The organism is Ravibacter arvi (assembly GCF_039540405.1).
Taxonomy (GTDB): Bacteria; Bacteroidota; Bacteroidia; order Cytophagales; family Spirosomataceae; genus Ravibacter; species Ravibacter arvi.
In genome coordinates this window covers 122176-144389 of record NZ_BAABEY010000030.1, presented here as the reverse complement: position 1 = coordinate 144389, position 22214 = coordinate 122176, and the positions used below count along the sequence as shown (strand labels likewise).

The following is a 22214-nucleotide window of genomic DNA, read 5'->3' as shown; positions in this document are numbered from 1 at the left end:
GCTACCCGTTCTCCACCATTCCTTCCATGCCTTTGTGCTGGTTGGTTTTGGGGAGAAAATAGATAAAAACAGCCCCCAGCAGGGCAACTGCGATCAACACCGAAAAGCCCAGGGCATAGCTCTGGGTTTGTTCGTTATACATGAGCCCCAAAAGAACCGGGAAAAGCGCCTCGGCTACTCCGTCGGCCACCAGGATGATCCCCATGGTCCTGCCCAGCGCTTTTAAACCGAATAGATCCCCGGCCATCAACGGTATGATCATGTAATCTCCGCCGAGTCCAATGCCGAAGATAATGGCAAAAATATAAATACGCCCGCCAAAATCGGGGACCAAAAGCAGGGGTATGGCTGATGCTACGATCAGGTAGATCAGCAGCATCACATATTTCCTGTTGAAAATATCGGCCAGGTAGCCCATCACGACCCTGCCGACCAGGCTGGAAAGCAGCACAAACGACATCACCCGCGCAGCTTCCACCTGCGTGTAATCAAGGTCTCTCAGGTAGAGCTTAATGTGCTGGTTAATCCCGCCGACAACGCCGATGGAACACATGCTTCCTATGGCCAGCAAATAGAAATTGCGGTTCCTCAGAATCTCCTTCATGGGTGTTCCTTCGACCGCCGGCGCCGCGCCCTTCTGCGTGACAACATTTTGTTTACGCGCATTATCCCGGATGAAGAAGGCAACGCCAAATACCAGTACAAAACCGATTCCACCCAATATAGCCAACGCAGTATGCCAGTCATACATGGCCACCAACCGGGCGGCCAGAATAGGGACCACCGCCCCCCCGGCCCCGATGCCGAGATAGGCAATGCCCATGGCTTTGCCCCTGTTCTTGTCAAACCAACGGGAAATCAGTACCTGGGAGGGCAAAGGCCCGGCAAAAACATAACCCAGCGCGTTAAAAACATAAAATACATAAAACATTTCCAGCGAACTGGAAAAAGCGATACCCGCAAACGCGATAAACAGCATGAGGGCTCCGGTCATCATCAGGCTCCTCGGGCCGTATTTATCGATCAGCCAACCCGCCAGAAAGCCGAACAAAGGGGCTACGATAAGCTTTCCTACTGCATTTCCGGAAGTAATTACCGCCCTGGACCAGCCCCGTTCCTCCATGATAAAATCATAAAAGAAGGGCAATCCGTAAATACCAAATCCCACAACGGCGAAGAGCGCCAGAAATGTTGTGACAATGATATAAGTCTGTGAACTTCTGGCAGCGGACTGAAAGGCGGTTGTGGTATCGGAATTCATGTTCGGGCTTATGGGTATCGGTTGGGAAGTGGTTTTACAATCGTGGGATATTCATTCCGCCATCGACCAGGATGACCTGCCCGGTGGAATACGGGAACGAACCGGTGACTACTGCCGACACGGCCTTACCCACATCTTCAGGCGTGCCCCACCTGCGCTGCAAGGCCATTCCGCCTTCAAACAGCTGGTCGTATTTAGATTGCACTTTAGCGGTCATGTCGGTAGCAATGACCCCCGGCCGTATTTCGTAAACCGGAATTTCATATTCCGCCATCCTGACTGCAAAAAGGCTCGAAACCATTGAGAGTCCCGCTTTGGAAACACAATACTCACCCCGGTTAATCGAAGTTACGGTAGAAGATATGGAAGTTACAAAAACGATCGATGCCTCAAAACCGGGGTCAGCGGCTTTTTTCTCTGCCATATGACGGGCAATGGCCTGGGTCAGGAAGAATGGCCCCTCCAGATTCGTATCCATCACGTGCCGGTAGCTTTCGGGCGTAGTCTCAAGCAGGTCCAGCCGCTGTTTCGGCGCCACACCCGCGTTGTTGACCAGCACGTTGATGCTTCCGAAAGCTTCCGTCGCAACCCCGATAATACTTTCATGATCTTCCCTTGACGAAATACTGCCGCGGGCATACACCACCTTTACCCCGTGCAACCGGAGCTCCTCCAGCGTTTCCCTGACATCGGCTTCGGGCCTTACCCCGTTGATAACCAGATTAAAACCGGCTTTAGCCAGCGAATGGGCGATGCCGAGGCCAATGCCCCGGCTTCCCCCTGTAATAAGCGCACACGAATTACTCATGCTATTATTTTAAAGAGCTTCTACATTCACCCACGCCCGTTTCTCCCAGCTTTCCAGTCCTTTTTCAGCCAGTTGGACCCCTTTCGCACCCGCTTTCAGGTTCCAGGGGAATGGTGTATCAAGCACGATATGTTTGAGGAATAATTCCCACTGAACTTTGAAAGCATTGTCAAAAGCTTCCTGTTCCGGAACAAGCGACCAGCCTTCATAAAAATCGATCGGTTGCTTGATATCCGGATTCCAGACCGGCTTCGGTGTGTTGCCATAATGCTGGATGTAACATTCGCGGAGTCCGGCTACTGCCGAGCCTTTCGTACCGTCGATTTGCAGCGTCAACAGATCGTCCCGGCGCACACGGACCGTCCATGACGAATTAAAATGGGCAATCACGCCGCCGTCCAGCTCAAAAGTGGCATAGCAGGCGTCATCTGCGGTACAGGCGTAAGGTTTTCCGGCTTCGTCAATCCTTTCTTTAATATGCGTTGCGCCCAAACAGGACACTGCTTTTACTTCGCCGAAGAGGTTATCCAGCACATAGCGCCAGTGGCACAGCATGTCGACGATAATACCACCATCGTCTTCCTTGCGGTAATTCCAGGAAGGCCGTTGGGCGGGAATCGAATGTCCTTCAAATACCCAGTATCCAAACTCGCCGCGAACGGATAGTATTTCACCAAAAAAGCCGCTTTCAATCAGGCGCTTTACTTTAAGCAGTCCGGGGAGCCATAGCTTGTCCTGCACAACCCCGTTCTTTACGCCTGCCTGCGTAGCCAGCGCATACAATTCCAACGCTTCTTCCGTAGTGGTGCCGGTTGGCTTTTCGCAGTACACGTGCTTTCCTGCTTCAATGGCCTTTTTTACCGCTGCAGCCCTTCTTCCCGTAACCTGCGCGTCAAAATAAACCTGGTAGGCGGGGTCCGACATGACGGAATCGAGGTCGGTGGTGTATTTTTTTACTCCGGACGCCCGGCTGAGCGCCGCAAGCTTTGCTTCGCTCCGGCCCACCAACACAGCGTCTACCTCAATCACATCTCCGGACGGAAGCTTAATCCCCCCCTGCTCCATGATCGGTTTGATCGAACGCATCAAGTGCTGATTCGTCCCCATACGGCCCGTAACGCCGTTCATTATAATTCCAATTTTATGAACCATTATGATCAGTTTATAGATTTAATTTCTTTGTTATGCGGGAAATTGGAAATCGGAAGTCGGAAATCAGCCCCGTTTATTCGGCCCGTTCTCCGCGACCGGGTCTCAGCGACCCGGCCCGACGTCCGATTTCCGACCTCCGATTTCCGACGTCCGCCCTCCCTTTTTCATTTTCAACAACTCTTCAAAAAAGCTTGTGTAATCTTTTCCAGGTAGATATCCTGGTCCATCTGCCAGTAGTGGTTAGAGAAAATTTCCACTTCATGAAAGCCCTGGAAACCGGCTTCTTCTACCCAGGAACGGATCAGTTTGAGGTCAATGCACCCCTCACCCATCAGTCCCCGGTCGTTTAGCAGGTCGGCGGTTTGTGTCTTCCAGTCGCAGACGTGATAAGCAAGCAGATTTCCGTTTTTTCCACAGCGGAGGATCTCTTGTTTCAGATGTTCATCCCACCAGAGGTGGTAAACATCCACTGCTACACCAACAAAATCGGACTGGATTTTCTCGGCCATATCGTTGGCTTGCCCCAGGGTATTGATGGCTGACCGGTCGGCGGCATACATCGGGTGAAGCGGCTCGATCGCCAGCCTGACATTCAATGATTCCGCCTCGGGAAGAATGGCCTCAATCCCAGCCCTGATTTGCTCACGCGAAGCGTCCAACGATTGTTCAGGCGACGCTCCGCAAACCAGGACGATCAGCGGCGCCCCAAGTTCAGCGGCCTCTTCCAACTGGCGCTTGTTGGTATCGACTGCCTTCTGTCGTTCGGCGCCTGACGGATGCGCAAAAAAGCCGCCTCTTACGTAAGAAACCACCTCCAACCCAGCCTCCTTTACGAGTGAAGCGGCTTTTTTGGCGCCAAATCCCTCCAGGCTGCTCTGCCATACGCTCACGCCGCCAATTCCGGCACGGGCATACTTATCAAGCGCTTCATCCAGTTTCCACGGCTTGTTGGTGATGCTATGGATACAGCAACGGTTTAATTCCATTTGATTTACTCGTTTATACCTGTCTGACAATAAGCTCAATGCGAAGACCGCACACTTCCCGTATACCGGTAATACGGCCTGTTTTCAATCAGCCTTTGCAGGTAAAGCACCACTTCCCGAATATGGTAGTCACCCCACATACAGGATTCCCCGGCAGGTATTTTCGCGCCTTCGGGGGTATGGTCCCAGCCGTTCGGATGGTGATAAATCGTATGGAGCAAAAGTCCCTGATGAGCAGGGTCTACCGACAGGTACGGCTCCTGAAGCAAGGTTTTGACGACCGTCAGGCCGGCCTGGTAATACCGGTTCCCGTTTTGGGTATCCCCGCCTTCAGACAGGTAACGGCCCAGCCGGAGCAGGCCCTGTGCGCCGATGGCGGCCGCCGAGCTGTCAATCGGCTCGAAATCGTTGTAAGGATCCGACAATTTGGCGGCGTAATCGCCGAGCTTATGAAGATTAGGAGCGCCCGTATCCCAGTAAGGTACGCCGTCGAGTGAAGAGTGATCGATATAAAAATCGCAGGTTGCCCGGGCTGCTTTCAGGAAAATTTCCTCTACCGTTTTTCTACCGCCAAAGGCGTTCAATTCATCATCGGTAAAAAGCGGCAGCGTTTCCAGTTGTTCTGCGAAACCGGTCATTGCCCAGGCGAGCCCGCGGGTCCAGGTTGTAAAACCCGAGAACCCCTGCTGGGAGTTAGGACAACGGTAATTCTTGTCGTTAATATTGAAAATACTCTCGTGAGCAGTCCGTCCCCACTGGTCATACTGGTCGCGTCCTTCCCCATAATATACCGAGTAGCGGGCGGTATTGAAACAGTGCCAGATTCCCCGCTCCAGCAGGCTTATTTTCTTGTCATTTTCGCCCATCAGCGCATGCCCGAGCAAGTGACTCACCATCAGGGCGCGTACGGAACGAATGGTATCTACAAACAACGAATGCGGCCCGTTGAAAGAATAAATATAGCCGCCGTCTTTAATGGCCGTCCACCGGTCAGCCTGAACGGCACCGGACACTTTCAGCGCTACCTCGTAAAAATTACGTTCCCACTCATTCTCCCCTATCCGGCCCTCATTCATCAGGCGGAGCAGATTCCCGTAGGTGCTCACGTTATTGAAACCGTGGTCATGTACACCGAAATGCCCGACGTGGAACGCCATCCTGGCCACGGTCTGGGCTTTTGCCGACTGGAGGAATTTTTCCTCACCGGTAGCATCGAACTGTAAGACCTCCGAACCATAGCGAAACCCTTCTGTCCATTCCGTCCAGCCGCGTACCGAGTACTTGCCGTTTACGGTGAACACCGGGGATCCCTGCGTGGTGTCATATTCTTTGTTGATGAGGTTGATTTTTTCACCGGACAGATCCCAGAATCTGTCGATACCTTTCTTCAGGTCACCGGCCTGAAGTTGCTCGTCTATTTTCATACTTGCTGATTATATTGCCGGGCACCGGCTATACTTTACTAAATACTTTTTAGTAATCGGAAAATACAAAAATACCGAAGACAACCTCACACAACAAGGTATAATATTGTCATTTAGTGGCACTTTTCCGCATCGAGGAACGATATTCGTTGGGCGAGAGCCCGGTTTTCCTCTTGAACATACGGCTAAAATAGGAAGGATCTTCTATATGGAGCTGGTAAGCAATTTCTTTGCTCGATAGGTTGGTATAGACCACCAGGCGTTTGGCTTCAAGCAATAGACGGTCGAGAATATAATCACTGGCCGTCACATTCAACGCCCGTTTGACGGTTTTACCGAGATAATCAGCGGTGACAGATAGCAGCTCGGAGTACTCCTGGACGCTGTGCTTTTCCTTATAATGCAGTTCGACCAATTCTTTGAAAAGCGTCGGCACATCATTGGCCGGATCGGGCTGCACTTCGCTGGAATCTCCAGCCAATTGCTGGCATTTGCCCAGAAAGATATGCAGGTACGACGCCAACGCCATGTTTTTCCCGCCTCCGCCACCCAGGTAATCCGAAAGCATGTTTTCCAACAGGTTCCTGAAATAGGGATATGACGAGGCTTCCAGGTCGATCACCGGCTGCCGCCATTCGGAATTCCAATGCCCGGAAACCGTAGATTTTGTCAATTTCACCGCTCCGTAAAAGGCGGAGTAGTCCTTGGGAAAAGTAATAATATACCCGACACAATCTTCGGTCGGCGTTAGCAGATGGACTTTCCCGGGCGCCACAAAATGGACACTGGGGGCCTGTATAGCATGGGTATGAAAGTCAATTTCATGAAAACCGCTCCCTGTTTCAAAGAAAAGAATCTCGCAATAGGAATGCCGGTGAGGGAGATCGGTGGGTAACGGCGTCACAGGCAACTGCATAATCGGCAGGCTTCCCGGCATCTGAGGCGTGTTCTTAAATCTGAAAATCTGCAGGTCAGGCAGATCAGACATAAGCTCAGGAAGAAAGTGTACCGGTATGTTTTCCATGAAGTTTACTGTTTGGAAATCGGAGATCGGAAATCAGAAATCAGGTGCTGACTTCTGACTACTAACGGCCTGTCTTTTTCCAATTCCTATTTTCCAATCTCATTTTCCGATTTCCGATTTCTGATTTCCGATTTCCGATTTACCCCCTTCTTCCCCCAAACCTTCTGAAGCCCCGGACGATCCGGATGAGCAGAAAGACTGCGCACAGCATAGCAACTACCGGTACCATGACCGCCAGGCTTGAAAGGCCGAAAGCAGCTACGTTTTCCGTCGTTGAAACTACGGGGTTTCCGACTCCTGCCGTCATTTTCGACGAAAATACGCGCAGCAATCCCGTACCCGCCTGCACAACACCGGCCGTACCGCCTCCCACAATGATCCCCAACACCCATTGCAGCACCGGTTGGTCTACTTCTATAAAAGAGGTTGTCAACAGCGTCCCGGCGATGACGGAAACCGGTACCGCTACGGCGTCCAGTAAATTATCAACAAAAGGAATATAAAAGGCAGCGATTTCTGCCACAGTAGCAGAAAGGAGCACGATAAAGGCCGTCCAGGTGCCGAGCCAGGCAAAGCCATCCGAGGGGCTGATCCAGCCGTTCATGGTCGCGACATTGGCAATCAATGCGGGAACAAAAACCCGGAAGCCGGTAGCGGCGCTGAGCCCTATCCCGAGGCAAATACTGATAAACAGCTCCATTTCATGTGCCGGTTGACTAATCCAAATTGACCTTTTCCACCTCTTTGTATTGCATCTTGTGAAGCTCCGCATAGACGCCACCCTTTTCGAGCAGCTCTGCGTGACTACCGGATTCCACAATTTCACCTTTATCGAATACCAGGATTTTATCGGCTTCCTGGATCGTGCTGAGCCGGTGAGCGATCACGAGGGCGGTCCTGCCCTTCATCAGTTTTTCGATGGCCTGCTGAATAAGCGTTTCGGTCTCTGAATCTACCGACGACGTGGCTTCGTCAAGAACCAGGATCTTCGGATCATGGACCATCGCCCGCACAAATGAAATCAGCTGGCGCTGCCCTACTGACAGGCTGCTTCCTCTTTCCCGCACGTTGTAGGTGTAGCCGCCGGGCAGTCGTTCAATAAAATCATGAACCCCTACCAATTTGGCCGCTTCCACGATCTGATCATGGGTAATGGACTGGTCGCCCATCCGGATGTTATTCTCGATCGTGTCCGAAAAAAGAAAAACATCCTGGAGAACAATGCCGATCGATCTGCGCAGTGCATCCAGATCGTAGGTTTTTATAGGAAGATCGTCGATCCTGATTTCACCCTTGTTGATATCGTAGAACCGCGACAGGATGTTGATTACGGACGACTTGCCCGCGCCGGTTGCACCCACCAGGGCTACCGTTTCTCCTGAGCGCGCGCTGAAATTAATATTCTTTAATACATACTGTTCGTCATTATAGGCAAACCATACATTTTCAAAAGCGACACTCCCTTCCACTTTCCCGGGTATGTGGGTACCCGTATTGGGAGTTATCTCGTCGGTGTCCAGGATTTTCAAAATTCTGTCAGTGCTCACTATGCCCATCTGCAGCGTATTGAACCGGTCGGCCAGCTGACGGATCGGCATAAAGAACAGGTTGTTAAACATTACGAACGCCAGCACCGTACCGAAGCTCATCTGAAGGTCCATGATCTGGTTGGCCCCGTACCAAACGATCAGGCCGATGCCCGCCGACGAAATGACATCGGCTACCGGGTAATACACGGAATAATACAGGATTGACCGGATATGGGCCTTGCGGTGTTTGGTATTGATATCCACGAACTTCCGGTACTCCTGGTCTTCATTGCTGAAAATCTGGACAATATTCATACCGGAAATATGTTCCTGTACAAACGTATTGAGATTGGCCACCGCCGCACGCACCTCGTTAAAAGAATCCTTTATTTTTTCTTTAAATACATAGGTACTGAAAAGCATCAGCGGGATCATGGAGAGACTGACCAGCGACAGCTTCCAGTCCGTGTAAAACATCACGCCGATGATCAGGATCAACTGGAGAATATCTCCTACGATGGCCGCCATTCCTTCGCTGAAAACATCGGATAGCGTCTCCACATCGGAAATGGTACGGGTGACCAGTCGCCCGACCGGCGTATTGTCGAAGTATTTGAGCCTCAGGCTAATGATTTTTTCATATACCTGCATCCGCACGTCCATGATCACATTCTGGCCCAGCCAGCCCGAGAGATAGGTATTGGAGAACTGCACGATACCACGCAAAACAAGAGTCGCCACCATTAAAGCCATCATCGTCAGCAGCCCCCCGAGATTTCTCTCGGCAATAGGGCCGTCGACGGTATACTTAATCAGCAGCGGCAAAAGCGGCGACAGAACTGCGCTGACGATGATCACTCCTATCAAAAGAAAGAACTGTTTCTGATAGGGTTTTACAAACTTGTACAGTCGCTTCAGCGTGGGCAAATCAAAAATCTGGCCGCTTTTGGTTTCTTCGTTCACTTGTGTATTTTTACTTTCTCCCGTCTGGGCTTAACAACAAAATTAAAGGAAAAGTTACAGAACCGGCGTACAACATAACGCTTATGTACCAGAAAGCCTTTACAAACAGTACCCTTTAAATTCACGCAATTCTTATTACTACCAACCGAATGATCACCTACGATGAAATTTTTGCAAATAACAGAAATTGGGCGCGCGAAAAAATAGGCGACAACCCCGCCTTTTTTGAGAAGCTGGCCGCTAATCAGAATCCGGATTACCTCTATATAGGCTGCAGTGACAGCCGGGTTACGGCGGAGGAACTGATGGGAGCGGGTCCCGGCGAAGTGTTCGTACACCGGAATATTGCCAATATTGTGGCGACCATCGATCTTAACACCATTTCAGTGATCTCCTATGCGGTGAAATACCTTGACGTCAAGCACATCATTGTATGCGGGCACTACAATTGCGGCGGTGTGAAAGCCGCCATGCAGCAAAGCGATATGGGAATTCTGAACCCCTGGCTGCGCAACATCAGGGATGTGTACCGGCTGCATATGACCGAACTGAACGCTATCGAAGACCCCGAAGCGCGCTACGACCGCCTCGTTGAACTCAACGTACAGGAGCAATGCATCAACGTCTCCAAACTCGCAGTCGTACAGAAAGCTTACCTGAAAAACAAGGATTTTTCCGTTCACGGATGGGTTTTTGACGTTCGAACCGGGCTGCTGAAAGACCTGGAACTGGATTTCAAAAAGATACTTTCCGAAATCCGGCAGATTTATAACCTGGGCGACGCACCTGAAAACCAGGCATAATCAGTTTTCTTCCTTTTTGGGAACGGGGTCATAGCCATGCGTACCCCAGGGATGGCATTTTGAAAGGCGTTTCAGCCCCAGGCGGGTGCCCTTCAAAATGCCCCATTCCCTTACGGCCTGGATCATATATTCCGAACAGGTTGGCGAATGCCTGCATGAAGAAGGCAAAAAAGGTGAAATACACCACTGGTAGAATTTCACCGGCCCGATAACCAACCATTTTAACACACTGTGCCGTTTTATTTTATCTGATAACGCACCACGAACCGACCGGGTTCACACCCCGACGAAAATCTCATCTCAAGCGTTTTGCGCCTGCTCGCCAAGGTAGATTGCCTCCATCACTTCGAGATTCCTGATTCCGGCCGGCATTTTCCAGGCGATTTTGCTCCCGGCCGCCAGGCCGATCAACGCCGAGCCCATAGGCGTCAATACCGAAATTTTATTGGCTTTAACATCCGAAAACTGAGGGAGTACAATATCAAAGACCATTTCACGCTTGCTGTCGAGGTCTTTTACCTTTACCCGTGAATTCAGCCGGACTACCTGCTCTGGCATTTTTTCATTTTTTAAAACCTTTGCCCGTGAAAGTTCATAGGACAAGGTCATTTCCTGCTTGTTTCCCTGAGCCGAAACATTTTCTGTCAAGCTGGATAGCTGTCTGAAATCGTCTTCGCTCAGAATTACCTGGTTATTTTCCGCGTTCATGATTGGATTTGGATGTTTTGTATAACAATTTTTTGTAACGTTTTTCTCGCTGAAATGCCTCTCGCCCCGGCCCCGGCCAGGGAAAAGAACTTCTATAAAGAAAAATAAGCGGGAGTTCCCGAACAACGTAAAGACCTTACCTTAGTTCGGGATTAAAGAACAAAATCCTTGTGAGAAGGATAAAAACGGGTCTTTTTGAAAAGACAACCGCAATCCAGGATGACGCCGGGCAATACCGCGCTCGTTCCGGGCAAAATATGCCCGGAAGATACTCTTAGCGCATGACAAGCGAGCCTTCCTTTCATTTTCAAATTCTATAGATGGGTAAACAGCAAGGTCTGCCCGAAAGTTCTAAATATCCTTTGTATTTTTCAGATAACCAAGCCAACCGGGCCGAAATGGAACCCGTCTGCCGTTTTTATCCGGCCCCCCGGCACCGTAATACTAAAACATAAATCCGACAAAGTAGAAAGGAAATAAAGTCTTTCGCTTAAATTTGCATTAGTCTAAATTAATCAAACATCAGCAAGAATTGACCGCCAGTCCGCCTGCCCCGCCGGGCAGTGACCACAGATGGCTTACGGCACATCTTTATATATACAGCGGCTGTGGCTAATTACTCAAACTTTATCTACATGAAATACCTTTTTTGGATTTCTTTCTTCTTTATTTCAGCCTACGCGCAGGCAGGTAATGATTTTACTGACACCACCCGTACTTATGCTTTTCCGCACCTTTCCACCACGCCCCGGGGAACCGTGGGTATGTCGTGGACCGAAACCGACAACGATGGGGTCAACTATTTCTATTGGGCCGAGTCAAAGGACCAGGGCGTGAGCTTCGGCAGCAAAAACCTGATTTACAAAGCGAATGGAATTGCAAATTCACGATTGATGCGGGCTAAGGTACTTTACAAAAAAGATGGCGCAATGGTTGCTATTTTTGGCTTGAGGCCGGCTGCCGCACCGGTTCAGCCGGCTGCCGCCGATCACAGCCACCATCATGGTACCGGCGGAGAAAAGAAGCCGGCGGAGAAAAGCAAGCGGCCTACTGATTTGCAAATTCACTACGCCGTGTCAAAAGACAATGGAAAGAGCTGGTCTTCGCCATTGCCTGTGCACCGCGACCTTGCCCCTAATGTAATCCGCGGCTTTTACGACGCTACCGTCCTGGCCAACGATGAAATCGCAGTTGCCTTTCTGAAAGATACGGGTAAACCCCACGAAAGAGACCTCCGCCTTACCACTACGGTGAATGGGATTTTCGGAGAGGAAAAGGTAATAGACCCGTTTGTCTGCGACTGCTGCAATGTAAGCCTCCTGGTCGACAGACAGGGAAAACTTAATGTATACTACCGAGCCAACATCCAGAATATCAGGGACATGGCCGTAATGACCTCCTCCGACAACGGTAAAACTTTCTCCAAAAGCAAGTCCATCCTTGACGACAAATGGGAGATCAAGGGATGCCCGCATTCCGGACCAGTCTCCCTCGGCCTGGCCGGCAACAATATTATAGGCTGGTTTTCCGGCACAACCCATGCCCCCGGCGTACGCATAGCCACCCAGCAAGGTAAAAAGCTGATGACACTTGAGGCTTCCGCAGCCAACCCGTGGCTTGCCGGGGATAAAAACAGTGCCTGGGTCCTGTATGAAAACAAAGTCCAGGAAAGCGACAGCCAGCCCATTACCAACATTGTATATAAAAAGCTCTCGACCGGCCTGAATTCAGCCAGCGAGACCACTTCAATACTCGGACAGGGCGCTAATTTCACGGGCGTCGCCAGCGGCAAGTCGCTTATTGTGGCTTATGAAACCAAAGGGGAAAACCAGAAATCGTCGCTTAAAGTGACGAGGGTAGGTATTTAGTAGTGAGGGATGAGTAGTGAGGGATGAGTAGTGAGGTTTGAGGGGTGAGGTTTAAAGAGCGAGGTTAACTTTATAAATTTTTTTAAAAATTACCTCTATCTTTCCGGGCGAAACAGGTATGAGATTTGAAGGGTGTAAAGGCAAGCCAGGCCGGTTCTCCGCCCTCACGCCTCACACCTCACACCTCATACCTTACCTCACACCTCTCAAACACCAACCAAATGAAACATTGGCTTACTCTTGTCTTCTTGTTTTCGATTTCTCTGAATGGCTGGTCGAAGCCGCCCGTTCCCAAAGATTTTTCGGTTATTGCCTATTACATGGGCGATGCTGCCACCATTGACCAATATAATGTACAGCATCTGACGCATATTATTTTCAGCTTCTGTCATTTAAAAGACGGTTTACTCTCCGTTGACAGCGGGCAGGATTCATCGACCATCCGGCACCTGGTTTCACTGAAAAAGAAAAATCCGCGCCTGAAGATTATGCTTTCGCTGGGCGGCTGGGGAGGATGTGCCCCCTGTTCGGAAGCTTTTTCAACGGAGGCCGGCCGGGTAAAATTTGCGGCGTCCGTCAAAAAAACCAACGCCTATTTCAAAACTGATGGTATTGATCTCGATTGGGAATACCCCACCATCGAGGGGCACCCGGGACACCTTTTCCAGCCGCAGGACTATAACAATTTCACGGAGCTGGTCCGGGAACTTCGCAAGCAACTGGGCTCCAAAAACGAACTGAGCTTTGCAGCAGGCGGTTTCAAGAAGTTCCTGGATCATTCGGTCGACTGGAAGAAAGTAATGCCGCTTGTCGACCGCGTCAACATCATGAGCTATGATCTGGTGAATGGCTACTCCAAGGTAACCGGCCACCACACACCGATTTATGGTGCCCGGCCCAATGAGGAATCGACCGAAAGAGCCGTTAAATACCTGCTTGACCTGGGCATACCCGCAAACAAACTGGTAATCGGTGCAGCCTTTTATACCCGGGTATGGAAAGACGTTGCCGCTACCGGGAATGGCCTGTACCAGAGCGGCGAGCATACCAACGGAATTAATTTCAGGAATTATGCCGCCCAGCTGACCCCGGAAAAAGGCTGGGCCTACCATTGGGATGACCAGGCGCAGGCGCCGTTCTGGTACAATGCAGCTGAAAAAAGGTTCGCCACCGGTGACAACCCGAAATCTGTCCGGCTGAAAACCGAATACGCGCGCAAAAAGAAACTTGGCGGAATTATGTTCTGGGAATTAACGCTCGATACGCCGAAGGACGGAATGTTGCAGGCGATATCGGATGCACTTTAACCAGTCATATAATTGGGCAGGAAACCCCCGGTACACGTCATACGACGATGTTCCGGGGGTTTCCTGCAATAAAGTGCTCCAGGTTTTCAGCAACCGTTTTCATCAGGCGGGTACGGGCTTCAAAAGTAGACCACGCAATGTGAGGAGTGATGATACAGTTCGGCGCCTTCAGAAGCGGATTGTCTGCGCGAGGCGGTTCCTCCGACAAAACGTCGAGCCCTGCGCCTGCTATTTTCCCTTCCCGCAAGGCATTCGCCAGCGCTTCTTCGACGATGAGCGGTCCGCGGCCCGTATTAATCAGGTAAGCGCTTTCTTTCATAAGTGCCAGCGTATTTTCATTGACGAGTCCCTGCGTTTCCGGGGTAAGCGGACAATGAAGGCTTACGACATCGCTTGTCGCGAACAGTTCTTCGAGCGATACCGGCTCGATTCCGTCTGGGAAACCTTTAGCCGCATTCCTTCTGTACGCGACTACTCTCATACCAAAGCTGCGCCCGATATGAGCCACGGCCTCTCCTATCGCCCCCAGGCCCACCAGCCCAAGCGTTTTTCCGTTCAACTCAACCAGCGGGGTCAGTTTATAACACCAGTCTTTCGCACTCACCCACTCCCCGCGTTGCACCGATTGCCCGTGGAGCTCGAGATGATTGGCGAGTGCCAGGATCAGGCCGAAAGTGTGCTGCGCCACCGAAAAAGTACTGTACCCCCCAACGTTGGTCACGCGTATTCCCCGGCTTTTCGCCGCGTCCAGGTCAACATTATTGACGCCGGTAGCGCTTACACCAATATACTTGAGGTTCGGCAACATCTCCAGCGTTTCGGCCGACAGCTTCTGTTTGTTGACGATGACAGCATCAGCCTCCCCGGCTCTTTCGACTACCTCTTGCGGAGCTGTCCTGTCATAAACAGAAAGCGAACCCAACGCTTCCAGCGCGGACCAGTTCAGGTCGCCGGGGTTCAGCGTATAACCATCCAATACAACGATATTCATAATTTTATCTGATTTATCCGGGTTAAACAAGGGCAGCAACCCGAAGGTACTTGTTTGAAACCCTGAAATTAAGAAGGAGCGACCATAAAAAGCTCGCTGAAAATTTTAATATTTCAATAAAGTGGGTAATTTTACAATTGGTATGCTTGCATACTATGAGTATCAACCCCATTACTTACTAGATCGAGATCATTCGTTATGAACGCATATATTGTTTCCGGGTATCGGACAGCTGTCGGGAAAGCCGGCCGCGGCGGGCTGAGATTCACGCGGCCCGACGATCTGGCCGTTAGTGTAATCAAACACCTGATCGGGCAGGTTCCGGCCCTCGATCCCAAACGGATAGATGATGTGATAGTAGGGAATGCCGTACCCGAAGCGGAGCAGGGCATGCAAATGGGACGATACATTTCACTGCTGGCCCTACCCGAAAACGTGTCGGGCATGATTGTCAACCGGTATTGCGGCTCAGGTATTGAGACGATTGCCATCGCAGCTGCAAAAATTGCTGCGGGCATGGCGGATTGTATCGTGGCCGGCGGCACCGAATCAATGTCGCTGGTGCCGGTAATGGGGTGGAAAACTGCCTTGAACTACGAGATCGCCCATACCAATCCCCAATATTACCTGAGCATGGGGCTTACAGCCGAGCAGGTTGCCAAAGACTATAAGGTGAGCCGCGAAGCACAGGACGAATTTTCCTTTAACTCCCACCGAAAGGCCCTCGAAGCCCAGAAGAACGGTTCATTTGAAGAGCAGATCGTGCCGATAGCGGTGAAAGAAACTTTTTTCGACAAAAACACCGGCAAGAAAAAAACAAAGGAATATGTAGTCAGTAAAGACGAAGGCCCGCGGGAAGATACTACCCTGGATGCGCTTGCAAAGCTGAAACCTGTTTTTGCTGCCGGTGGCTCGGTAACGGCCGGTAATTCATCGCAAACATCAGACGGCGCCGCCTTTGTGCTGGTGATGTCGGAGCGGCTCGTCAACGAGCTGAATCTCAAACCGATCGCGCGGATGCTTTCGTATGCTACTGCGGGCGTCGATCCCCGTATTATGGGTATAGGGCCGGTTGCGGCCATTCCGATGGCCCTTCGCCAGGCCGGTCTGAAGCTGGCGGATATCCAGCAGATTGAACTGAACGAAGCTTTTGCAGCTCAGGCGCTGGCCGTTATACAGGAAGCAGGCCTGGATCCTGCGATTGTCAACCCGAATGGAGGCGCAATTGCACTAGGACATGCACTCGGCTCTACGGGCGCGCGGCTTTCTGTACAGCTCCTGAATGAAATGCGCAAGCGGAATCAGCGCTACGGCATGGTCACAGCCTGCGTAGGCGGCGGGCAGGGAGTTGCGGGCATATACGAATTGCTTTAAATTAAACTTCATCAACAAACAAGGGGCGGGCCGGCATATGCCGACCCGCCCCTTGTTTCTTGATGAAAATCAGTAACCGCCGCGGTATTTGTAAGTACTTGCTACTTTGTCTATGGCTACCACATAAGCCGCTATCCGGAGCGAGACGTTATACTTCTGCGATGTTTCATAAACGTGGTTGAAAGCATCCTTCATAATCCGGTCCGTTCTCCTGTTGATTCGCTCCAATGTCCATTTGTAACCGATACGGTTCTGTACCCACTCGAAATAGGATACGGTCACCCCGCCGGCATTTGCCAGGATGTCCGGCACAACCATAATTCCCTTATCGTTGATAATGTCGTCTGCCAGCGCCGAAGTGGGTCCGTTTGCCCCTTCAACAATTAGCCTGGCCTGGATATCGGCGGCATTTTTCCGGGTAATCACATCTTCTTTGGCCGCCGGTACCAATACATCCACCGGCAACCTGAACAACTCTTCAGCAGGCAGCACCTCTGCTTCCTTATATCCTTCCAGGATACCATTATTGCGGGTACGGTAGGCGAGCGCATCCTCGATATCAAGCCCGTTTTCATTGTAATAAACCCCCGTAATATCACTGACTGCCAGCACTTTCACCCCCCTTTCCCGCAGCAGCGCAGCGGCATATGAGCCTACATTACCAAAGCCCTGCACTGCGGCAGTAGCTTTGTACGGATTGAGCCGCAGCTTTTCCATCGCGGCAAGTGCCGATACCATCACACCCCGGCCGGTCGCCTCCGTCCGGCCGAGCGAGCCCCCCAATACGAGCGGCTTCCCGGTCACAACGCCCTGGATGGTCATACCTTTGGCCTTGGAATACTCGTCCATTAACCAGGCCATTTCCCGGGACCCGGTTCCCATATCGGGCGCCGGGATATCCTGGTCAGGCCCGAATACGTCCAGCATAGCAGTTGTGTAGGCGCGCATCAGGCGTTCTATTTCTCCCGCCGACATAGACCGGGGATCGCAGGCCACACCGCCCTTTGCACCCCCGTAAGGGATGTCTACAACAGCGCACTTCCAGGTCATCCAGGCGGCGAGCGCTCTTACTTCGTCGAGATTGACATCCGGGTCAAACCTGATCCCTCCTTTTCCGGGCCCGAGGATCGTGGAGTGAATCACTCGGTAGCCTTCAAATGTATGTATCCGCCCGTTGTCGAGCGTAACCGGCAAACCAACAATTACCTGCTTTCTCGGAACCTTCAGAATATTGTACATTTCTTCAGTGATTCCGAGCAGTTCCACCGCTTTGTCAAAGCGCTGCATCATCGACTCCAGAGGATTTTCCTTGTCCTTAATTGGAGCAGGCTCTATGTATCCCATTGCGAATTAAATATTTGATTTAAAGCTTGTTGAATGCCTATATATATAAAGTCCACAAAACTAAATCTTTTGTTCAAATTTCCCACTTTCCCGGCTGGCCCCACCTTCCGGACGCCCGGGAACAACCCGAAACAAAATTTTACAATTCCTTAACAACTCCAATGAAAAGAAAATAAGCTTCCTAAAAACTAGAAGTATATTTCAGGATAGACCGCTAAAAAGAAATCAAAAAATAATCAGTTTTCCTTCTTCTGTTGAACGGTTCCCTCCAAGTTTCAGATTAATAACTTATTTTTGCGTCGATTTATTAGAGCACCGTTTTTTTTAACCTGGTACTATGCAAGACGAAAGATTGAGATATTCTGAGGACGAGCTGAAGGAGTTCGAAGGAATTATCCTTGAGAAACTCGAAGGGACAAAAAGTGAGTTAAATTACATTAAGGAGTCGCTTAGCAAAAAGAATGACAGCGGTACCGACAATACTGCCGGGACGGCTAAATTGCTCGAAGACGGGGCCGATACGAGCGAAAGGGAAAACCTGAGCCAGTTAGCTGCACGTCTTCAGAAGTATTCCTCCCAATTAGAAAACGCACTGATCCGTATAAAAAACGGGACCTATGGCGTTTGCATCGATACCGGAAAATTAATTCCGAAAGAAAGGCTGAGAGTGGTCCCTCACACCCAGCAGACCATTGAGGCAAAACTGAAGCGAAAATCCTGAAGCGAACCGCATACAGCAGACAGGATTACGCGCACACCGGCATCCTGGTATAGCATCGCCTTCGGTTATGGAAAGTGACCCTTTTCACTCTTTGTCAGCTGCCTGGAGCCTCAGTTTAAGCGGCCCGGCCGGACGGCTTTCATTGTGCAGCCTGTCCACCGCCGTGAGAAAATACTGGTAGCGCCCCCCCGGACGTGCATCCGGGTCGGTAATTTTATTGCCCTTATAGGCGATACCCTTTATTTTGGCCGGGTCATGGTTGGTAGGACGTTCGTCGGCATCAAAGCGATACAATACGTAGTACCATGGCTTTTCATTGTCACGTGCTGCTTCGGGGGTGTCCCACTCCAGTTCCAGGACATCGTTCTCGTTAATTTCCGCTCGCAGGTTCAGCGGGGGCTGCGGCGGGATATTGTCCTTCCAGGGCATCGTCGGTACCAAGGCCGGAAGCCGGTAAAACTCATTCCGCAGTGAGTCAGTAATGCCGTAGGTATTGCGTTTCAGTGATCTTGAACTAAAGAATGCGCTGCCCAGCGCACCTTTTTCTCTCAGGAACCGAAGCTGGTTCGGAAGCTCTACTTTACTGTTCCAGTTCCTGTCCACGTCCTCGGCGCCGACCCGGTAGGCCGCATGCCCGATATAGAGGTGTTTTCCAAAAGCATTTTCCGTCCACCAGTCCACCAGGTTGGCATACGGAACCCTGCCGAACCCGAAAGAAAAATAAACTTGCGGAACTATGTAGTCGAGCCACCCTTCCCGGAGCCATTTTCTCGCATCGGCGTACAAGTGATCATAAGAGGTCATGCCGCCGAAGGTCTCCGAGCCTTCCGGGGTGTCGCGTTTGTTGCGCCAGACCCCAAACGGGCTTACGCCGAACTTTACCCTGGCATTGGTTTGCTGAATCCCATCGTGCACGGCTTTTATCAGCTTATCGACGTTATCCCGCCGCCAGTCCGCCTTATTGGAAAACCCCTTGCCGTAGGTTCTGAATGTACCGTCGTCCCTTAGCGTCTTCCCTGCTACCTGGTAGGGATAAAAATAATCGTCGAAATGGATGCCGTCAACATCATAGTTGCGCACCACATTCACCACCGATTCTACAATAAAATCCCGGACCTCCGGTATGCCGAAATCAAACAGCTTATAGCCGTCATACTCCAGCACCCATTCCGGTTTCAGGTAACAGAGGTTGTATTGCGAAACACTTACCGACGATTTGTGTACCAGCCTGTTCAGGTTGAGCCAGGCATGAAACTCCAGCCCCCGCGAATGACTTTCCTCGATCATGAATTCAAGCGGGTCATAGAATGGCACAGGTTCTTTTCCCTGCCGGCCGGTAAGCCACTCGCTCCACGGTTCGGCACTCTTCGCATAAAAAGCATCACCTGCTGCTCTTACCTGTACGAACACAGCGTTTAACCCGTTGCCACGGTGGAAATCAAGCAGCGCCTTAAACTCTTCCCGCTGTTTTTCGGGTTTCAGGTTTTTCTGGCTTGGCCAGTCGATATTGTCGACGGTGGCAATCCAGACCCCTCTGAATTCCCGTTTGGGCGCCGTCGCCGGCCCCGTTTCGTCTTCAAACCTGGTTCTGCCGTTAAAAAGTGTCAGGATCAGCAGCCATGTACACAAAACGGGAACCGTCTGCCTCAGGGCAACTTTTTTTATATTCTTACTCAAGTAACGGGGCATTGACAAACGGACGCGAAACGAATACTTCAACTTAACACTCCTGATTCTGCTGACAGAATATTTTTCTCCAAAAATACCCCGCGAAATCCGAGATGAGTGCATAGCAGCAAAAAATATAAAAAAAAATGTACGTTTTTTGCTATTATAGCAAATAATAGTACCTTACTCATCCCTTTTTTATTGTGCAAATTCTATTAACCTGTTGACGTCTATTGGAGCCATTTGTAAAAACACCAAGAGTTCAAGTACTGTTTGAAGCCGCCTGGGAGGTGTGCAACCAGGTTGGAGGGATCTATACCGTTATTCGAACCAAAGTACCGTCTATGGTCGAAAAATGGGGAGAAAACTATTTTTTGCTTGGCCCCTACTTTGCAGCGAAAGCCGCTTCGGAATTTGAACCCATTACCGACTGGAATGACTCGCCGGCCGGAAAAGCAGCTAAAAAACTGCACGACAGCGGCATCGATGTGCATTACGGATACTGGCTGGTGACGGGTAAACCGCGCGTGCTGCTTTTCGATTTTAATTCCATACGCACCCGCCTCGAAGACATCAAATTCCGCCTATGGGAAAACCACAAAATCTCTACGCTTCATTCGGAAGACCTGGTTAACCAGGTGGTTCTCTTTGGAGAGTGTATCCGGGAGTTCCTGAAAGTTTACTGTGCCGACAACTACAAGAAGCAGGAGATTCTCTCCCAGTTTCATGAATGGATGGCCAGCAGCTCCCTGCCTGACCTGGTGGCCGACGATACCCGCATGGCATCAACGTTCACCACCCATGCCACCATGCTGGGCCGCTATCTCGCCCAGAACGTGCAGGGCTTCTACAGCAAGCTTCCTTTCTTTGACTGGCAGCAGGAAGCTAAAAACTTCGGGATAGAAGCACAGGCCGGCATTGAACGGAAGGCAGCGCAGTCGGCACAGGTACTGACAACCGTCTCTGATGTAACCGCACGTGAATGTGAGGTTTTTCTCGGCCGGAAACCCGACCTGGTTACGCCCAACGGGCTTAATGTGCAAAGGTTCCAGGCCGACCATGAATTTCACAATCTTCATGTTAAATACAAGGAAAAGATCCACGAATTCGTAATGGGTCATTTCTTCCAGAACTACAGTTTCGATCTTGACAAAACACTTTACTTTTTTACCTCAGGCCGGTTTGAATTCAGCAACAAAGGCTACGATCTGACACTTGAGGCCATGGCCCGTCTGAACTGGAAAATGGTACAGGCCAATATGGACACCACGGTTGTCCTTTTTATTGTGACCAAACAGCCTTACCATTCCATCAATCCTGATGTGCTTCAGTCGCGGGCCATGCTGGAAGAGATTCACCAGACCTGCACCGCTATTGAAAAACAGGTAGGCGAACGCCTCTTTTTATCGGCCGCTTCCGGCGACGATAACCACCTGCCCGACCTGAACCAGTTTGTTGATGAGTATTGGCGCTTACGGCTGAGACGCACTATACAAACCTGGAAAACCCCGCGCAAACCCGCCTTCGTGACCCATGACCTGGTAAATCGTGATGATATTGTGGATTATTGCGAAAAAGCCGGGCTCACCAACAACGAGCAGGACCGCGTAAAAATCGTATACCACCCTGATTTCATTACCTACACCAACCCCTTGTTCGGGCTGGATTACGGCCAGTTCGTAAGGGGGTGCCACCTTGGCGTTTTCCCGAGTTATTACGAACCTTGGGGATATACTCCTCTTGAATGCGTGGTGCGGGGCGTACCGACGGTAACGAGCGATCTTTCCGGGTTCGGCGACTACATCATGCAGATCATGCGGGATTTCGAAAATCGTGGCATTTACGTGATTAACAGGAAATCCCAGACCTTTTCGGAGGCCGCTGAACAGATGGCTAATATCCTGTTCCGCTTCGTAAGAATGACCCGCCGGGAACGGATCAGCCAGCGAAACCGCGTTGAGAATATTGCTGACGTGTTTGACTGGAACAGCCTCCGCTCTTACTACGATACGGCCCATGACCTGGCCGCCAGACGAAAGAAACCCGGCGCCTGAAAACAGGCCCTGAATGAACGACCGGGCTCCTGCCGAAACTGAAATTTCATTTTCGGCAGGAGCCCGGTCGTTTTTTCGTATCTGTTGCCTGATGAATCACTCCCAGGCTACCGGTTTCAGCAATCACAAAAAATCATTTTAATTTTGACTAATTATAAATAAGGTTTACTTTTGCCATTACCTATAACTAGTCTAAATTATAACAATCTTATTTGGGTGTGCTTTTTAC

Annotated in this window: 19 protein-coding genes; 6 read left to right on the top strand and 13 right to left on the bottom strand. The window is 50.7% G+C overall.

All coding sequences use genetic code 11. From position 1 onward, the window contains the following. Position 1: 1 nt before the first annotated feature. From ABD852_RS17570 to ABD852_RS17535, 8 genes are all read right to left on the bottom strand, one after another. Positions 2-1261: an MFS transporter gene (locus ABD852_RS17570; protein WP_345031281.1), complete on the bottom strand. Its 1260-nt coding sequence runs from the start codon at positions 1259-1261 to the stop codon at positions 2-4. Between the two features lie 34 nt (positions 1262-1295). Continuing rightward, positions 1296-2069: a 3-ketoacyl-ACP reductase gene (locus ABD852_RS17565; RefSeq protein WP_345031278.1), complete on the bottom strand. Its 774-nt coding sequence runs from the start codon at positions 2067-2069 to the stop codon at positions 1296-1298. 9 nt (positions 2070-2078) lie between these two features. Then, positions 2079-3221, bottom strand: coding sequence for a Gfo/Idh/MocA family protein (locus ABD852_RS17560; protein ID WP_345031275.1), 1143 nt, complete (start codon positions 3219-3221; stop codon positions 2079-2081). A 170-nt stretch (positions 3222-3391) separates the two neighbouring features. Next, a complete protein-coding gene (locus tag ABD852_RS17555) occupies positions 3392-4207 on the bottom strand; it encodes a sugar phosphate isomerase/epimerase family protein (RefSeq protein ID WP_345031271.1) in 816 nt (271 codons plus the stop codon). A 35-nt stretch (positions 4208-4242) separates the two neighbouring features. Beyond that, a complete protein-coding gene (locus tag ABD852_RS17550; protein ID WP_345031268.1) occupies positions 4243-5631 on the bottom strand; it encodes a glycosyl hydrolase in 1389 nt (462 codons plus the stop codon). Positions 5632-5740: 109 nt separating this feature from the next. Continuing rightward, a complete protein-coding gene (locus ABD852_RS17545) occupies positions 5741-6655 on the bottom strand; it encodes an AraC family transcriptional regulator (RefSeq protein ID WP_345031265.1) in 915 nt (304 codons plus the stop codon). A gap of 139 nt (positions 6656-6794) precedes the next feature. Beyond that, positions 6795-7355 (bottom strand): DUF4126 domain-containing protein, encoded by a 561-nt coding sequence (locus tag ABD852_RS17540; RefSeq protein ID WP_345031263.1) that lies wholly within the window; start codon positions 7353-7355, stop codon positions 6795-6797. Positions 7356-7371: 16 nt separating this feature from the next. After that, complete coding sequence (locus tag ABD852_RS17535; protein ID WP_345031261.1) at positions 7372-9147, bottom strand: ABC transporter ATP-binding protein; 1776 nt, start codon at positions 9145-9147, stop codon at positions 7372-7374. Between the two features lie 149 nt (positions 9148-9296). Between ABD852_RS17535 and ABD852_RS17530 the strand changes: the two genes are divergently transcribed. Next, the gene (locus ABD852_RS17530; protein ID WP_345031258.1) at positions 9297-9950 is read left to right on the top strand and encodes a carbonic anhydrase; all 654 of its coding nucleotides are present in this window, start codon (positions 9297-9299) and stop codon (positions 9948-9950) included. Here ABD852_RS17530 and yidD read toward each other — a convergent pair whose 3' ends face one another. Continuing rightward, entirely contained in the window at positions 9951-10178 is a 228-nt protein-coding gene (yidD, locus tag ABD852_RS17525) for a membrane protein insertion efficiency factor YidD (RefSeq protein WP_345031255.1), read from the bottom strand. Positions 10179-10250: 72 nt separating this feature from the next. Continuing rightward, positions 10251-10658: a nucleoside diphosphate kinase regulator gene (gene rnk / locus ABD852_RS17520; protein ID WP_345031252.1), complete on the bottom strand. Its 408-nt coding sequence runs from the start codon at positions 10656-10658 to the stop codon at positions 10251-10253. Positions 10659-11293: 635 nt separating this feature from the next. On the opposite strand from rnk, the gene ABD852_RS17515 reads away from it, so the two are divergent. Both ABD852_RS17515 and ABD852_RS17510 read left to right on the top strand, forming a co-directional pair. After that, on the top strand, positions 11294-12526 hold the full coding sequence (locus ABD852_RS17515; RefSeq protein ID WP_345031249.1) for a sialidase family protein: 1233 nt from the start codon (positions 11294-11296) through the stop codon (positions 12524-12526). Between the two features lie 221 nt (positions 12527-12747). After that, the gene (locus tag ABD852_RS17510) at positions 12748-13833 is read left to right on the top strand and encodes a glycoside hydrolase family 18 protein (protein WP_345031246.1); all 1086 of its coding nucleotides are present in this window, start codon (positions 12748-12750) and stop codon (positions 13831-13833) included. 37 nt (positions 13834-13870) lie between these two features. Here the strand turns inward: ABD852_RS17510 and ABD852_RS17505 are convergent, their stop codons facing one another. Beyond that, on the bottom strand, positions 13871-14824 hold the full coding sequence (locus tag ABD852_RS17505) for a D-2-hydroxyacid dehydrogenase (RefSeq protein ID WP_345031243.1): 954 nt from the start codon (positions 14822-14824) through the stop codon (positions 13871-13873). Positions 14825-15022: 198 nt separating this feature from the next. Between ABD852_RS17505 and ABD852_RS17500 the strand changes: the two genes are divergently transcribed. Then, entirely contained in the window at positions 15023-16198 is a 1176-nt protein-coding gene (locus ABD852_RS17500) for an acetyl-CoA C-acyltransferase (protein WP_345031240.1), read from the top strand. A gap of 69 nt (positions 16199-16267) precedes the next feature. Here the strand turns inward: ABD852_RS17500 and ABD852_RS17495 are convergent, their stop codons facing one another. Continuing rightward, positions 16268-17542, bottom strand: a complete 1275-nt coding sequence (locus ABD852_RS17495) for a Glu/Leu/Phe/Val family dehydrogenase (RefSeq protein WP_345031239.1) — start codon at positions 17540-17542, stop codon at positions 16268-16270. A gap of 337 nt (positions 17543-17879) precedes the next feature. On the opposite strand from ABD852_RS17495, the gene ABD852_RS17490 reads away from it, so the two are divergent. Then, complete coding sequence (locus ABD852_RS17490) at positions 17880-18263, top strand: TraR/DksA family transcriptional regulator (protein WP_345031237.1); 384 nt, start codon at positions 17880-17882, stop codon at positions 18261-18263. A gap of 84 nt (positions 18264-18347) precedes the next feature. On the opposite strand, the gene ABD852_RS17485 is transcribed toward ABD852_RS17490, so the two are convergent. Beyond that, entirely contained in the window at positions 18348-19940 is a 1593-nt protein-coding gene (locus ABD852_RS17485) for a glycoside hydrolase family 10-like protein (protein ID WP_345031236.1), read from the bottom strand. Positions 19941-20164: 224 nt separating this feature from the next. On the opposite strand from ABD852_RS17485, the gene ABD852_RS17480 reads away from it, so the two are divergent. Beyond that, on the top strand, positions 20165-21985 hold the full coding sequence (locus tag ABD852_RS17480; protein WP_345031235.1) for a glycosyltransferase: 1821 nt from the start codon (positions 20165-20167) through the stop codon (positions 21983-21985). The last annotated feature ends 229 nt before the right edge of the window (positions 21986-22214 follow it).